The sequence below is a fragment of the Streptomyces sp. NPDC005141 genome (assembly GCF_053599975.1).
Genome location: NZ_JBSFYW010000113.1, coordinates 1 through 14,247, shown reverse-complemented (window position 1 = coordinate 14,247; position 14,247 = coordinate 1). Strand labels below are relative to the sequence as shown.

The following is a 14,247-nucleotide window of genomic DNA, read 5'->3' as shown; positions in this document are numbered from 1 at the left end:
GGCCCCATCGTCGTACGGCGTCAGTCCGTGATGGAGGGCTTCTCGCGGCGCTCGTTGCCGCCGCCGGAGGAACCGCTGTTGCCCGAACCGCCGGCCCCGCCCAGGCCTCCGAAGTTGCCCATGGCGCCGCTCAGGCCCTTGAGGGCGTCACCGATCTCGCTGGGCACGATCCAGAGCTTGTTGGCGTTGCCCTCGGCGATCTTCGGGAGCATCTGGAGGTACTGGTAGGAGAGGAGCTTCTGGTCCGGGTCTCCGGCGTGGATGGCCTCGAAGACCGTACGGACGGCCTGGGCCTCGCCCTCGGCGCGCAGGGCCGCGGCCTTGGCCTCACCCTCGGCGCGCAGGATCGCGGACTGCTTCTCGCCCTCGGCGGTGAGGATCTGCGACTGGCGGATGCCTTCCGCGGTGAGGATCGCGGCGCGCTTGTCGCGGTCGGCGCGCATCTGCTTCTCCATCGAGTCCTGGATGGAGGTGGGTGGTTCGATCGCCTTGAGCTCGACGCGGTTGACGCGGATGCCCCACTTGCCGGTGGCTTCGTCGAGGACGCCGCGCAGGGCCGCGTTGATCTCCTCGCGGGAGGTCAGGGTCCGCTCCAGGTCCATGCCGCCGATGATGTTGCGGAGCGTGGTGACGGTGAGCTGCTCGATCGCCTGGATGTAGCTGGCGACCTCGTACGTCGCGGCTCGCGCGTCGGTGACCTGGTAGTAGATGACGGTGTCGATGTTGACCACCAGGTTGTCCTGGGTGATCACCGGCTGCGGCGGGAACGGGACGACCTGTTCACGCAGGTCGATGCGGTTGCGGATCGAGTCTATGAACGGGACGACGATGTTGAGGCCGGCGTTCAGTGTGCGCGTGTAGCGGCCGAAGCGCTCGACGATGGCCGCGCTGGCCTGTGGGATGACCTGGATGGTCTTGATCAGGGCGATGAAGACCAACACCACCAGAATGATCAGGACGATGATGATCGGTTCCATCGATGCTCCCCGTACCCTTCTCCACTCGGTAATTCCGAAAGATCTTATGGCAGTTGAAGATCTTGCTGGACGAGTGTGACAGAACGTCGTCTACCACGTGGGGCGTTCGGTTCACTTGCGTTGTGCGAGGTCACATGACGATCGCCGTGGCTCCGTCGATGTCCACGACGTCCACTTCCTGACCCTCCTCGTAGGCCTGGCCGGCGTCGAGGGCGCGCGCCGACCAGATCTCTCCGCCTAGCTTGATGCGGCCGCCGCCCGAACTGTCCACGCGTTCCAGGACGATGGCCTGCTTTCCCTTCAACGCTTCTACGCCGGTGGCGAGTTGAGGGCGTTGCGCGCTGTGCCGGGCGGCGATGGGGCGTACGACTGCGATGAGCGCGACCGACACGGCCACGAAGACCAGGACTTGGACGACGACACCGCCGCCGAGACCCGCCGCGACCGCGGCTGCGACGGCGCCCACGGAGAGCATGCCGAACTCCGGCATCGCGGTCACCACGAGCGGAATGCCGAGTCCGGCCGCGCCGACCAGCCACCACACCCATGCGTTGATGTCGTTCACATGGTCATGGTAGGACCGCGCTCCCCCGGCGGACAGAGCGCGCGATCAAGTCGGGTACGCCGAGTGAGGGGTGCGCGTCCGCGTGCCACGGCCGTTCAGGCCATCGGCAGGCCCTGCGCGGTCCAGCGCTCGCCGACCTGCTCGACGACGAGCGGGAGGCCGAAGCAGAGGGAGAGGTTGCGCGAGGTGAGTTCGAGCTCGAGCGGGCCGGCGGCGAGCACCTTGCCCTGACGAATCATCAGGACGTGGGTGAAGCCGGGGGCGATCTCCTCGACATGGTGCGTGACCATGATCATGGAGGGGGCGATCGGGTCGCGGGCGAGGCGGCCGAGGCGGCGCACGAGGTCCTCACGGCCACCGAGGTCGAGGCCGGCCGCGGGCTCGTCGAGGAGCAGCAGCTCGGGGTCGGTCATCAGGGCGCGGGCGATCAGGGTGCGCTTGCGCTCACCCTCGGAGAGGGTGCCGAACTTGCGGTCCAGGTAGTCGCTCATGCCGAGGCGGTCGAGGAAGGCGCGGGCGCGCCGCTCGTCGATGTCCTCGTAGTCCTCGTGCCACCCGGCGGTCATGCCGTACGCGGCGGTGAGAACCGTCTGCAGGACCGTCTGGCGCTTGGGGAGCTTCTCGGCCATCGCGATACCGGCGATGCCGATGCGCGGGCGCAGCTCGAAGACGTCGACCTGGCCGAGGGTCTCGCCGAGGACGGTGGCGGTGCCCGAGCTGGGGAAGAGGTAACTGGAGGCGACGTTCAGGAGAGTGGTCTTCCCGGCGCCGTTGGGACCGAGGATGACCCAGCGCTCCCCCTCCTTGACCGACCAGGAGACCTGGTCCACCAGAGCCCGGCCCTCGCGGACCACGGATACGTCCTCCAGCTCCAGTACATCGCTCATGAGCGCGTTGTCTCCCATTGCAGTCTCGGCCGTCGCTTACGTCTGTGGACGCAGCCCCCAGGGAAAACCTACGCCACCGGTCGGCCACACCGATCCATCGGCCGGTCCTTAGGGTGGGGGCATGCTCTCGGAACCACGCTCAGGACAACTGGCCCCATGGGGAAATGCCCTATTGGCCGGACTTGTTTCTCCGGACGACGCCGTGCTCGCCATCGTCGGGGACGACGCGGTGCACCGGGTCGAGGGGTTGCCGGGCGAGTCGGGGCCCGTCGGGCTCACGCTCGCCCTCGGCCGGCTGCGCACGCTCGGGGTGACCGGGCTGCGGGTCGCGCTGCCCGCGCCGGGGCATCCGCTCGGGCTCAGCGGCCCGCCCGCGTTCAACGCGCGCGCTCTCGACGCCGAGGAGGCCGTGGTCTGCCACGGAGCGGCGCTGGGGTTCGTGCCGGAGGTGTACGAGGCCGGGCCCGCCGGCGATGTGCACGTCGAGGTCGTCTGGCACTGCCTCGCCGTACGGGAGGCGCCGCCCGCCGATGTACCTTCGCTCGGGGAGGCCGAGCGGGAGCTGGCGGAGGCCCTCCGCGAGGCGACGGAGGTGTTGTCGCGGCTGGACGTGGCCGGGTCGGGGCCGGTCGCGGAGGCGGCGATCGAGGCGTACCGGGCACGGGCGGAACGGGGTCGGGAGCTGCTGGCCCCCGGGTACCCGCCGCGTGCGGTGCGCGTGTTGGAGCTGGCTCAGCGCGTCGGGACATTGATTTCCGTCGCGTACGACAGCGGGCACGGCGGGGCGGTGAGCGCGTCGGAGATGGCCGCTCGCGCCGAGGCCCTGCGGCCGGTGGAGCGGACGGCCCGGCGGGCTCAGGTGGCGGCGTACAACGCGTTCGTGGAGGAGCGGGAGCGCGGGGTGCGCTGACCGCTGCCTGACGCCCGTGCCTGCACCCTCGGCTCCTGGTCTCCGCGGTCCGGTGCCTCGGGCGCTACGGCCGCCACGGGCGCTCGAGGCTCTCGCGCTTCGGGCGGCTTCGGCTCCGTGGGTGCGCGGGCGGCCCGGGGGCTCGGACGCTTCGCGTGGTCCGGAAGAAGTGCGGGGAGTCCCGGCCGGGGGTGGGCCGGGGCTCGGGACGGCGCGGACGCGGAAGGGCCCCGCGAATCGTTTCCGTTCGCGGGGCCCTTACTGCTGGTGGTGCGTCAGTCGTTCACGCCCGTGTTGCCGAACGCCGGGTTCAGGACACCGACGAGGTTGGCGGTGTTGCCCACGACGTTGACGGGGATGTGGACCGGCGCCTGGACGACGTTGCCGGAGACGACCCCCGGCGACTTCACGGCCGCGCCCTTGGCACCCGCGTCGGCGACAGCGGCACCGGCACCGGCACCCGCGGCGATACCGGCGACGGTGATGGCCAGGGCGGCCTTCTTGGCGATGTTCATGGGAAATGCTCCTCTTGCGTCTGTGAATCCGACCCGGCCGCGGGTCGTACGCTGAGCAACGCCGGGGAGTCGGGGACGGCACGGGAAGGCCGTTCCGATTGCCCCGTCCGGTTCAGTCAGCCGATGAGCCGACAACCCGACCGGCCTCCCGGGGAGTCCCGGAAGGCCGGTGGTCGTGAGCGTTCCGGCGGGGAACCTCAGCGGTTGAGACCGAGGTTGCCGAAGGCCGGGTTCAGGACGCCGATGACGTTCACGCTGTTGCCCACCGCGTTCACCGGGATGTGGACCGGCGCCTGGACGACGTTGCCGGAGACGACCCCCGGAGAGCCCGCGGCCTTGCCGCCCGCCCACGAGCCGTCGGTGGCCGACGCCATGCCCGCACCGGCGGCGACCAGGCCACCGGCCACCATCGCGACAGCTGTGACCTTCTTCAGGTTCTTCACTTCCGAAACCCCTCCTCGCGAACACCGCGGCAGATCGCCGCAGCGCACTGGAGAACGGCCGAGCCTCCCGGAGGATGCGCCATCCGGGTGACATACACACGACGGTATGAATCTCATCCCGGAGCCGGACCCTCCGAGTCGCCGCCCGGTCGCACCGTCCCGCCCGTGCGCCGAGGGGATGCGCCGGAGCCTGATCCCCGGGCGGGCGGCCCCTCGACGATCAGCCCGCCATCCCGTGCCGTACGGCCCAGAGCGCGGCCTGGGTGCGGTCGGCGAGGTCGAGCTTCATCAGGATGTTCGAAACGTGGGTCTTCACCGTCTTCTCCGAGAGGACGAGGGCGCGGGCGATCTCCCGGTTGGAGCGGCCGTCCGCGATCAGGCCGAGCACCTCGCGCTCCCGCTCGGTGAGTGAACCACCCCTCCCCTGACCCGAGTTGACCTCCTCCTGGGACAACAGGGCGCCCGCCACCTCGGGTTGGAGGAGGATGTGCCCCGCGTGGACCGAGCGGATGGCTCCGGCCAGCGCGTCGGGATCCACGTCCTTGTAGACGTACCCGGCGGCGCCCGCGCGCAGGGCCGGCACCACCGTGCGCTGCTCGGTGAAGCTGGTGACGATCAGCACCCGTGCGGGGTTGGCGAGTTCGCGGAGCTTGCGCAGCGCGTCGATGCCGTCCATCCCCGGCATCTTGACGTCCATGAGGACGACGTCGGGTTTCAGCTCCTCGGCGCGGGCGACTCCTTCCGCACCGTCGGACGCCTCTCCGACGACCTCGATGTCGTCCTGCACTTCGAGGAAGGTGCGCAGGCCACGACGGACGACCTGGTGGTCGTCGACGAGCAGCACCTTGATTGCGTCAGCCACCAGGGACCTCCATCTCGATCATGGTGCCCTTTCCGGGCGCCGATTCCACGGTGAGTGTGCCGCCGACCCCGCTCGCCCGGTCCCGCATCGACACCAGGCCGAGGTGGCGGCCGGCGCTGCGTATCGCGGTGGGCTCGAAGCCGCTGCCGTCGTCGGTGACGCGCAGGACGGCGCCCGGGCCACGCCGCACCAGGGTGACGCCGACGCGGGTGGCCCCGGAGTGCCGCAGCGCGTTGTGCAGGGCCTCCTGGGCGACCCGCAGCATCGCCTCCTCCTGGGAGGCGGGCAGCGCCCGTACACCGTTGCTGGAGAAGGTGACGCGCGCGGAGTGGGCGCGGTCGAGGACCTGGATCTGGGTGCGCAGGGTGGCGACCAGGCCGTCCTCGTCGAGGGCCGCGGGGCGCAACTCGATGACGGCGGCGCGCAGTTCCTCGGTGGCCTCCGCGGCGAGCGCGGCCACCTGCTGGAGTTCGCCCTTGGCCCGGGAGGGGTCTCGGTCGACGAGGGTGGCGGCGGCCTGCGCGGTCAGGCGCAGGGAGAACAGCTTCTGGCTGACGGCGTCGTGCAGCTCGTGCGCGAGCCGGGAGCGCTCCTCGGCAATCGTGAGCTCGCGGCTGCGTTCGTAGAGCCGGGCGTTGGTCAGGGCGATCGCCGCGTGCTGGGCGAGGATGGTGAGGAGTTCCTCGTCGTCCTCGGTGAAGCCGCAGCCGCCGTCCCGCCGGGGGCCGGCGGTGTGTGGGTGGTGTTCCTCCGCGGGGCGCAGCTTGTTGGCGAGGAAGAGCGCGCCGATGATCTCGTCGCCGTCGCGGATGGGCAGGCCCAGGAAGTCGGACATGTCGGGGTGGGCCTCGGGCCAGCCCTCGAAGCGGGGGTCCTCGCGCACGTCGGCCAGGCGCTCGGGGCGGGCCTCGCGCAGCATCGCGGCGAGGATGCCGTGCTGGCGCGGGAGCGGCCCGATGGCCTTCCACTGGGCGTCGCTGACCCCGTCGACGACGAACTGGGCGAAGCCGCCGTGGTCGTCGGGCACGCCGAGAGCCGCGTACTGCGCGTCGAGCAGCTCGCGGGCCGAGGCGACGATCGTCTTCAGGACGTCGCGCACTTCGAGGTGCCTGCTCATGGCCAGCAGCGCGGAGCTCACCGCGTACAGGCCCGACCGGGGTCCATGGCTCATGACCCCCAAACTACCTGCGGGGTGTGACAGTGCGTATCGGCCCTGTGATGGCGCTCGCCCCGGCCATTGGGCCTAGGTCGAAGGGCCCCTGATCATTGCGGCCCGCGCACGAGGCGCCCGGGCGGTCCCCGTTCCTACCGTGAGGGCACCCGCCGGGAAGGCGGGCCAAGGACGAGGGGACGGTTGTCATGCCGGTAGCGATCATCACGGGGGCCTCGAAGGGACTGGGGAGGGCGCTCGGCGCGGCTCTGGCGGAGCGCGGCTGGGATCTGGTGCTCGACGCCAGAACCGCCGGGGTGCTGGAGGAGACCGCGGTGGCACTGTCCGCGTACGGGACGCGGGTGGAGGCCCTGCCCGGGGACGTGACGGACGAAGGTCACCGTGCCGAGCTGGTGGCGGCGGCCCGGAAGCTGGGCGGTGTCGACCTTCTGGTGAACAACGCGAGCGCGCTGGGGGCCGAGCCGCTGGTGCGTCTGGAGGAACTGGGTCTGGACGGGCTGCGGCGGGCTCTGGAGGTCAACGTGGTCGCCGCGCTGGGCCTGATCCAGGAGGCGCTGCCGCTGCTGCGGGCGGCCGGGGCGGGCACGGTCGTCGACATCAGTTCGGACGCCGCGGCGGAGGCGTACGAGACATGGGGCGGCTACGGCGCCTCGAAGGCCGCGCTCGACCATCTCTCGGCCGTTCTCGGCGAGGAGGAGCCCGGTCTGCGGGTCTGGGCCGTGGACCCCGGGGACATGGCTACGGACCTCTATACGGCGGCCGTACCGGGTGACGACGATCCGCGGCCCGCGCCGGACAGTGTGGTGCCGGCCTTTCTGCGCCTGCTCGAGGAGCGGCCGGCCAGTGGGCGTTTCGCGGCTCCGGCCCTGCTGGAGGGGCGATGACGACGGCGATGGGGGTCCCTCCGGTCGGGCGCGGCCGGGAGTGGGGAACGGTTCCGGAGGAGTTGTCGGCGCGGGTGCCCGCCGAGCAGCGCGGTCCCGGTCGCGACCGGGATTCCGTACGGCTGCTGGTGTCGCGCGGTACCGAGGTGTCGCATCACGCGTTCGTGGAGCTGCCCCGGCTGCTGAGCGCCGGGGATCTGCTGATCGTCAACACCTCGGCCACCCTGGCGGCGGCCGTGGACGGGCGGATCGGCCGCGCGCGCGTGGTCGTGCACTTCTCCACGCGCGGCGATGACGGGCGGTGGGCGGTCGAGCTGCGGGATCCCGACGGAACAGGGACCACGCGTGCGCGTGCGGGCGGGCCCGCGGGGACAGTGGTGCGCCTGCCCGGGGACGTACGCCTCTTCCTGGAGGAGCCGCTGACCGCGCGCAGTCCGCGGCTGTGGTGGGGACGGCTGCCGGACGCGGACGTGCTGGGGCTGCTGCGGCGGTACGGGCGGCCCATTCGCTACTCCTATACGGAACGGGACCAGCCGCTGTCCGTGTACCGGACGGTGTTCGCGCTGCCGTCGGACGACGGCGCGGGGAGCGCCGAGATGCCGAGCGCGGCCCGCCCCTTCACCGCGCGCCTGGTGGCGGAGCTGGTGAGCCGGGGTGTGCAGTTCGCGCCGATCACGCTGCACACGGGTGTCGCGTCGGCAGAGGCGCATGAACCGCCGTATCCGGAGCGGTACGAGGTGCCGGGGGCGTCGGCCCGGCTGATCAACGCGGCGCGGGCCGGGGGCGGCCGGATCATCGCGGTCGGCACGACGGCCGTGCGGGCCGTGGAATCCGCGACCGGGGCCGACGGGCTGGTCCGGGCGGCGAAGGGCTGGACCGCTCTCGTGGTGACCCCGGAGCGCGGCGTACGGGCCGTCGACGGGCTGCTGACCGGGCTGCACGAGCCCGAGGCCTCGCATCTGCTGATGCTGGAGGCGGTCGCGGGAGGAGCGGCCGTCGACCGTGGCTACGAGGAAGCGCTGCGCCTGCGCTACCTCTGGCACGAGTTCGGGGACCTGCATCTCATCCTCCCGGAGGAGAGCCCTCACCCTGAGCATTGCTCTCGCAACTCCGAGTCAGAATGACGCGAGGCCCATGTGAGCCCGCGCATAGGGTCCAGGTCACGTACGAAGGAGCATAGGAGATAAAAGGGACAAGGTGAACAGGGAAGACATGCCAGTCTGCCCCGATTTGCACCTTCCGTCTCCACTACCCGGCTTCGTAGGTCACACCTTTGCCACAGCATTTTGCGGCCGCTAAGAATTGCGTTGTCGCTCAGCGCCGCGGGTTTCACACCGCGGCGTTTGTTCCGGAAACACACTGTCCCCCACCGGGACGAAGAGCGACCTCCGCGCTATTCGAAGAGGTCTATCAGACATGCCCAAGAACATCACCACTCCTGGACATAGCCCGAAGCTGACCAAGCTCCACAAGCTCTCGATCGCCGGTGTGGCCACCCTCGGTGCCGCCGCCCTCGCGTTCTCCCTGGTGCCGGACAACTCCCGGACCACCACGAACGACGCCGCCGTCTCCACGGCGAAGGTCGCCTACAGCGAGCAGCAGATCAAGGACGTCAAGGCCAGCGTCACCGACCAGCTGGCCGGCGCCGACCTGAAGGCCCAGGCCATCGCGGCGAAGAAGAAGGCCGCGGCCGACGCCACGGCCGCCGCCAAGAAGAAGGCCGCGGACGCCGCAGCCGCCAAGAAGAAGGCCGCCGCCCAGGCCACCGCGAAGAAGAAGGCCGCCGCCTCGCGTGCCAAGGCCGCTGCCGCGAGCCGCTCGACGCAGCGCATCAAGATCGAGACGGTCGCCGCGAAGACGTACGCGAACAACCTCGACGGCTGGATCCGCGAGTCCCTCGACATCATGAAGGCGAAGGGCATCCCGGGCTCCTACAACGGACTGCACCGCAACATCCTGCGCGAGTCCTCGGGCAACCCGATGGCCATCAACAACTGGGACATCAACGCCATCAACGGCATCCCGTCGAAGGGCCTGCTCCAGGTCATCCCGCCGACGTTCAAGGCCTACCACGTGGCCGGTACCTCGTGGAACATCTACGACCCGGTCGCCAACATCACCGCCGCCGCCAACTACGCGGCCGACAAGTACGGCTCGATGGACAACGTCAACAGCGCGTACTGAGGGCCGAGCGCGGAGCTCCGACACAGACGCCGAAGGGCGGCACCCCCATCCGGGGGGCCGCCCTCGCGTCGTCCGCGGACACCTACTTGCGCATGACCTCGGGCTCGTGGCGGCGCAGGAAGCGCGCCACGAAGAAGCCGCAGATCACACCGAGGGCGATCAGGGCGATCATGTCGATCGTCCAGGCCCCCGCCGTGTGGTCCCAGAGCGGGTCCGTGCTCGTCGGGTCGTCCTGGTTCGGGAAGATGTTGTTCAGGTCCAGCGTGGCGCCCGAGGCCGCCACCGCCCAGCGGGCCGGCATCAGGTACGAGAACTGGTTGACGCCGATGGTGCCGTTCAGGATGAACAGGCAGCCGGTGAAGACGACCTGGACGATCGCGAACATGACCAGGAGCGGCATGGTCTTCTCCGCGGTCTTCACCAGCGACGAGATGATCAGTCCGAACATCATCGACACGAAGCCGAGAGCCATGATCGGCAGGGCGAGCTCGACCTTGGGCAGACTCTTGAGGATCAGCCCCTCGGACGGGACCTCACGGCTGCCGAAGCCGATGGCACCGACCAGAGCGCCCTGCAGCAGGGTGATCACACCGAGGACGATCACCTTGGACATCAGGTACGCCGAACGCGACAGACCTGTCGCGCGTTCCCGCTCGTAGATCACCCGTTCCTTGATCAGCTCACGGACCGAGTTGGCGGCGCCCGCGAAGCAAGCGCCGACCGCGAGGATCAGGAGCACGGTCGTGGCCGTGCCGTTCGCGACATGGGCGCCCGAGGGCAGCACCTTGTCGTTGACCAGCAGCGTCTTGCCGCTGTCGATGAGCAGGCTGACCGAGCCCAGGACCGCCGGCAGGATCACCGTCAGTGCCAGGAAGCCCCTGTCCGACGCGATCACCGACGCGTAGCGGCGGATCAGCGTCATCAGCTGGGAACCCCAGCTCTGCGGCTTCGGCGGCTTCATCGCCTGCGCGGGCGGCATCTGCGTCGACTGCGGAGCCACCGCGTCGATGTCCGCGGCGTACATCTGGTAGTGCTGCGAGCCCTTCCAGCGGCCCGCCCAGTCGTAGTCGCGGTAGTTCTCGAAGGCGGAGAACACGTCGGCCCAGGTCTCGTAACCGAAGAAGTTCAGCGCCTCCTCCGGCGGACCGAAGTAGGCGACGGAGCCACCGGGCGCCATCACGAGGAGCTTGTCGCAGATCGCCAGCTCGGCCACCGAGTGCGTGACGACGAGGACCGTACGGCCGTCGTCGGCGAGGCCGCGCAGCAGCTGCATGACGTCGCGGTCCATGCCCGGGTCGAGACCGGAGGTCGGCTCGTCCAGGAAGATCAGCGACGGCTTGGTGAGCAGCTCCAGGGCCACCGAGACACGCTTGCGCTGGCCACCGGAGAGAGAAGTGATCTTCTTCTCCTTGTGGATGTCCAGCTTCAGCTCGCGGAGCACCTCGTCGATCCGGGCCTCGCGCTCCTGGCTCGTGGTGTCCGCGGGGAAGCGCAGCTTGGCCGCGTACTTGAGGGCCTTCTTGACGGTCAGCTCCTTGTGCAGGATGTCGTCCTGCGGGACCAGACCGATGCGCTGACGCAGCTCGGCGAACTGCTTGTACAGGTTCCGGTTGTCGTAGAGGACGTCACCCTGGTTGGCGGGGCGGTAGCCCGTGAGCGCCTTCAGGAGCGTCGACTTGCCGGAGCCCGACGGGCCGATGACCGCGACGAGCGACTTCTCGGGTACGCCGAAGGAGACGTCCTTGAGGATCTGCTTGCCGCCGTCGACGGTGACCGTCAGATGGCGGGCCGAGAAGGAGACCTCACCGGTGTCGACGAACTCCTCGAGGCGGTCGCCGACCAGACGGAACGTCGAGTGGCCGACGCCGACGATGTCGTTCGGGCCGAGCAGCGCGGAGCCGCCCTTGGCGATCGGCATACCGTTGACATACGTGCCGTTGTGCGAGCCGAGGTCGCGGATCTCGAAGCGGCCGTCCGGCGTCGCGTGGAACTCGGCGTGGTTGCGGGAGACCTGGAGGTCGGAGACCACCAGTTCGTTCTCCAGCGCACGGCCGATGCGCATCACGCGGCCCAGCGAGAACTGGTGGAAGGTCGTCGGGCTGCGGTCGCCGTAGACCGGCGGCGCCCCCGCGCCACCACCGGGTCCCTGCTGCTGCGGGATGCCCGCCGCCTGCTGCGGGCTGCGGGCCTGCTCCGGTGACTGCGGCGTCGGCTGCTGAGCCCAGCCGGGGCCGGCGCCCTGAGCCGCGAACGGCTGCTGCTGCGGCTGCGCCACCGAGGCCGCCGCGCCGGACAAGCTCAGGCGCGGTCCGTCGGTCGCGTTGCCGAGGTGCACGGCCGAACCCGGGCCGATCTCCATCTGGTGGATCCGCTGCCCCTGTACGAACGTGCCGTTGGTGCTCCCGTGGTCGTCGATGACCCAGCTACGGCCGTTCCAGCTGATCGTGGCGTGACGCCAGGAGACCCTGGCGTCCTCGAGCACGATGTCCCCCTGCGGATCACGTCCGAGGGCGTAGGGCCTGGTCGCATCGAGCGTCCAGGTCCGTCCATTCAATTCCAGTACGAGTTCCGGCACTCCAGCCCCACTGAGTTGTCCCCCGAGTTACCCCCATCACAGGGAGTCTAGGGATGTCGAACATCGTGGGGAACTATTTCAGTAGAGGCCCCCTGACCGAAAGTCGGGCCATGTGAAGGATGGGTACGGGCGAGTTGCCCGTTTCCGTTGACGAGGTTGAAACCGGCCCGGAGAGTGGTAATCCCACGCGAGGGGGACATACGCGGGGATCGCCGCCGCGCGGATCGGGGGGTCTTGCGATGAGCATCGGAACGACGCAACACGGCGGGAGCACCAGGAGTACCAGGAGTGTGCCGTGGGGGGATGTCCTGCTGTCCGCGATCGCCTCCGTGAGCTGGGCGTTGATCGGCATGGCGGGCACCGCCGCGCTCGGTCTGCACCTGCTCGGGGCCGATGCGACGGCCTCGCTCGGCCCGATGACCGCCGCGGTGGTGGCCCTTGGGGCGGGCGGTGCGGTGACGCCGTCCGGCGACGTCTCGGCCTTCGGCCTGAAGGGAGCGGAGGCGCACACCGCCATCCAGATCACGCCACTGGGCGTCGGGCTGGTCGGCGCGCTGCTCATGTCGTGGTTCTTCCTGCGGTCCCTGCGCGGGGCCGGAGTTGTCATCACGCCCGCCGAACTCCTGGCGCGGGCCGGCTCGGTGATCGTCCTCTTCGTCGCGACACTGGGCGGGCTCGCCTGGGCCGGCCACGACGTCATCACGATCGACGGCGGGCAGCTCGGGCTCGACAAGGTCACCGGCGGTGGCGGCGGGCTCGGGGACATCACGGACAAACTCCCGGGCGGGCTCGGGGATCTGGGCGGTCTGCTGCCCGACAAGATCGGCGACCTGGTGGACGCGAAGGCGGCGGTGGGCTTCTCCGTGGACACCGCGCCTACGCTGCTCGGCGGGGCCGCGTGGGCCGCCGGGGTCCTGCTGATCGCCCTGCTGGCCTCCCGGCGTACTCCGTTGCCCCGCGGCTGGGACGCCGTGCACCGCGCGGTGCGGCCGGCCGTCTCCTCGCTCGTCGCGGTCATGCTGGTCGCGGTCCTGGCGGGCCTCGCGGCGGCGGCGTACGCGGCGATCGGTGACGACCATCCGAAGCGGATCGCGGGAGCGGCGCTGCTCGGTGCGCCCAACGGTGTGTGGCTGGGCATCCCCGTCGGGCTCCTCGTGCCCTGGGACGGCAAGGCGACGGGTGAACTCGCCAAGCTGCTGCCCGACCCCCTGGACAAGCTGCTGGCCGTCGACACCGACCGGCCCGTGACGCTCGGGCGGCTCGCCGAACTCGACGGGCGCGTATGGCTGTTGGGGGTCGCTGCCGCGCTCATGATGCTGTACGCGGGCGTCCTGACTGCGGCGCGTACGCCATTTGTACGGGCCGGGAGTGCCACCGTTGCGGGAGTACCGGGTGCCTCAGATGTACGGGGTGGGAGTGCGCTGCGGTTCGGGGGGCGCTGCGCACTGCGGCTCGGGGTCGTGACGGCGCTGGCGCTGCCGCTGCTCGCGTGGCTGACGGAGGTGTCGGTGGACGCCTCCCTGTCCGTGCTGGGGTTCGACGCGTTCGGGGCGGGGATCGAGTTGCGCGGGCGGCTGGGGGTGGCGTTGCTGTTCGGTGCCGCGTGGGGGGCGGGGGCGGGTGCGGTGGGGGCGTTGCTGGCCTGTGCGAGTGGGGCTGCGGGGCGGAGGGCTGCTGGGTTGGCACGGGGTGACTTGGGGGGTGGGGGGCTTGGGGGGGCCGGGGGGCTTGAGGGTGTTGGTGTCGGTGCGGGTAGTGGGGTGGTTGCGGGGTCGGATGCGGGTTTGGGTGCTGATGCGGGGGCGGGGGCCGATGGGAGTGCTGGGCCGTATCGGCCTCGGCGGTCGTACCGGGCGCCCAACCCGGACACCAATCCGTATCTGAGGGTCCCGGACGAGTTGCGGGAGCCGGAGGATCGGGGGCCGGCACCCGGTGATGTCTACGGGGCGCCCACTGTGGTGGGGCCGATCGGGCCCGCGCCGAAGCGGAGGCAGGACGGGTCTCCGCCGCCTCCTCCCCCGCCGTCCGGTCCGCCCTCGTCGAACGACGGACCTCCGCCGCCTCCGCCGCCTGCGCCGCGCGGGCCTCGGCGTTGAGGGTCGTCTGCCGGAGGCGTCCGGACAGGGGTGCGGGTGCGCTCGTGCCGGCGTCGGGTGGGGTCCGGATCCCGGGTGCGGTCCGGTGGGTGGGTCGGGGCCGTGCCGGTACATCCCAGTCCGTCGCCGCTGGATCAGACGTGGGTCCAGGAGGGAACCGCTGCTCGATCCGGACGTA

Annotated in this window: 13 protein-coding genes; 5 read left to right on the top strand and 8 right to left on the bottom strand. The window is 70.5% G+C overall.

Features of this window, described 5'->3' with window-relative positions; all coding sequences use genetic code 11:
• Positions 1-20: 20 nt before the first annotated feature.
• From ACWD68_RS40640 to ACWD68_RS40630, 3 genes are all read right to left on the bottom strand, one after another.
• On the bottom strand, positions 21-977 hold the full coding sequence (locus tag ACWD68_RS40640; protein ID WP_451811506.1) for an SPFH domain-containing protein: 957 nt from the start codon (positions 975-977) through the stop codon (positions 21-23).
• Positions 978-1,107: 130 nt separating this feature from the next.
• Positions 1,108-1,542 (bottom strand): NfeD family protein, encoded by a 435-nt coding sequence (locus tag ACWD68_RS40635; RefSeq protein ID WP_451811505.1) that lies wholly within the window; start codon positions 1,540-1,542, stop codon positions 1,108-1,110.
• A 95-nt stretch (positions 1,543-1,637) separates the two neighbouring features.
• Positions 1,638-2,429, bottom strand: coding sequence for an ABC transporter ATP-binding protein (locus tag ACWD68_RS40630; RefSeq protein WP_451811504.1), 792 nt, complete (start codon positions 2,427-2,429; stop codon positions 1,638-1,640).
• 121 nt (positions 2,430-2,550) lie between these two features.
• On the opposite strand from ACWD68_RS40630, the gene ACWD68_RS40625 reads away from it, so the two are divergent.
• A complete protein-coding gene (locus ACWD68_RS40625) occupies positions 2,551-3,339 on the top strand; it encodes a hypothetical protein (protein ID WP_451811503.1) in 789 nt (262 codons plus the stop codon).
• Between the two features lie 275 nt (positions 3,340-3,614).
• Here the strand turns inward: ACWD68_RS40625 and ACWD68_RS40620 are convergent, their stop codons facing one another.
• The 4 genes from ACWD68_RS40620 to ACWD68_RS40605 all read right to left on the bottom strand — a co-directional run bounded on the left by ACWD68_RS40620 (position 3,615) and on the right by ACWD68_RS40605 (position 6,330).
• Positions 3,615-3,854, bottom strand: a complete 240-nt coding sequence (locus ACWD68_RS40620) for a chaplin (RefSeq protein WP_451811502.1) — start codon at positions 3,852-3,854, stop codon at positions 3,615-3,617.
• Between the two features lie 197 nt (positions 3,855-4,051).
• Complete coding sequence (locus ACWD68_RS40615) at positions 4,052-4,297, bottom strand: chaplin (protein WP_451811501.1); 246 nt, start codon at positions 4,295-4,297, stop codon at positions 4,052-4,054.
• Positions 4,298-4,517: 220 nt separating this feature from the next.
• Positions 4,518-5,159, bottom strand: a complete 642-nt coding sequence (locus tag ACWD68_RS40610; protein WP_451811500.1) for a response regulator — start codon at positions 5,157-5,159, stop codon at positions 4,518-4,520.
• Positions 5,152-6,330: a GAF domain-containing sensor histidine kinase gene (locus ACWD68_RS40605; RefSeq protein ID WP_451811499.1), complete on the bottom strand. Its 1,179-nt coding sequence runs from the start codon at positions 6,328-6,330 to the stop codon at positions 5,152-5,154. Before ACWD68_RS40605 ends, ACWD68_RS40610 begins: the two co-directional genes overlap by 8 nt.
• A 188-nt stretch (positions 6,331-6,518) precedes the next feature.
• Between ACWD68_RS40605 and ACWD68_RS40600 the strand changes: the two genes are divergently transcribed.
• The 3 genes from ACWD68_RS40600 to ACWD68_RS40590 all read left to right on the top strand — a co-directional run bounded on the left by ACWD68_RS40600 (position 6,519) and on the right by ACWD68_RS40590 (position 9,398).
• Entirely contained in the window at positions 6,519-7,214 is a 696-nt protein-coding gene (locus ACWD68_RS40600) for an SDR family NAD(P)-dependent oxidoreductase (protein ID WP_451811498.1), read from the top strand.
• Positions 7,211-8,338, top strand: coding sequence for an S-adenosylmethionine:tRNA ribosyltransferase-isomerase (locus ACWD68_RS40595; protein WP_451811497.1), 1,128 nt, complete (start codon positions 7,211-7,213; stop codon positions 8,336-8,338). Before ACWD68_RS40600 ends, ACWD68_RS40595 begins: the two co-directional genes overlap by 4 nt.
• 292 nt (positions 8,339-8,630) lie before the next feature.
• Positions 8,631-9,398 carry a transglycosylase SLT domain-containing protein gene (locus tag ACWD68_RS40590; RefSeq protein WP_451811496.1) on the top strand — a complete coding sequence of 256 codons (768 nt, stop codon included), beginning with the start codon at positions 8,631-8,633 and terminating at the stop codon, positions 9,396-9,398.
• Positions 9,399-9,480: 82 nt separating this feature from the next.
• On the opposite strand, the gene ACWD68_RS40585 is transcribed toward ACWD68_RS40590, so the two are convergent.
• Complete coding sequence (locus ACWD68_RS40585) at positions 9,481-11,973, bottom strand: FHA domain-containing protein (RefSeq protein WP_451811495.1); 2,493 nt, start codon at positions 11,971-11,973, stop codon at positions 9,481-9,483.
• Between the two features lie 239 nt (positions 11,974-12,212).
• Here ACWD68_RS40585 and ACWD68_RS40580 point away from each other — a divergent pair, with 239 nt between their 5' ends.
• On the top strand, positions 12,213-14,069 hold the full coding sequence (locus ACWD68_RS40580; protein ID WP_451811494.1) for a streptophobe family protein: 1,857 nt from the start codon (positions 12,213-12,215) through the stop codon (positions 14,067-14,069).
• Positions 14,070-14,247: the final 178 nt, after the last annotated feature.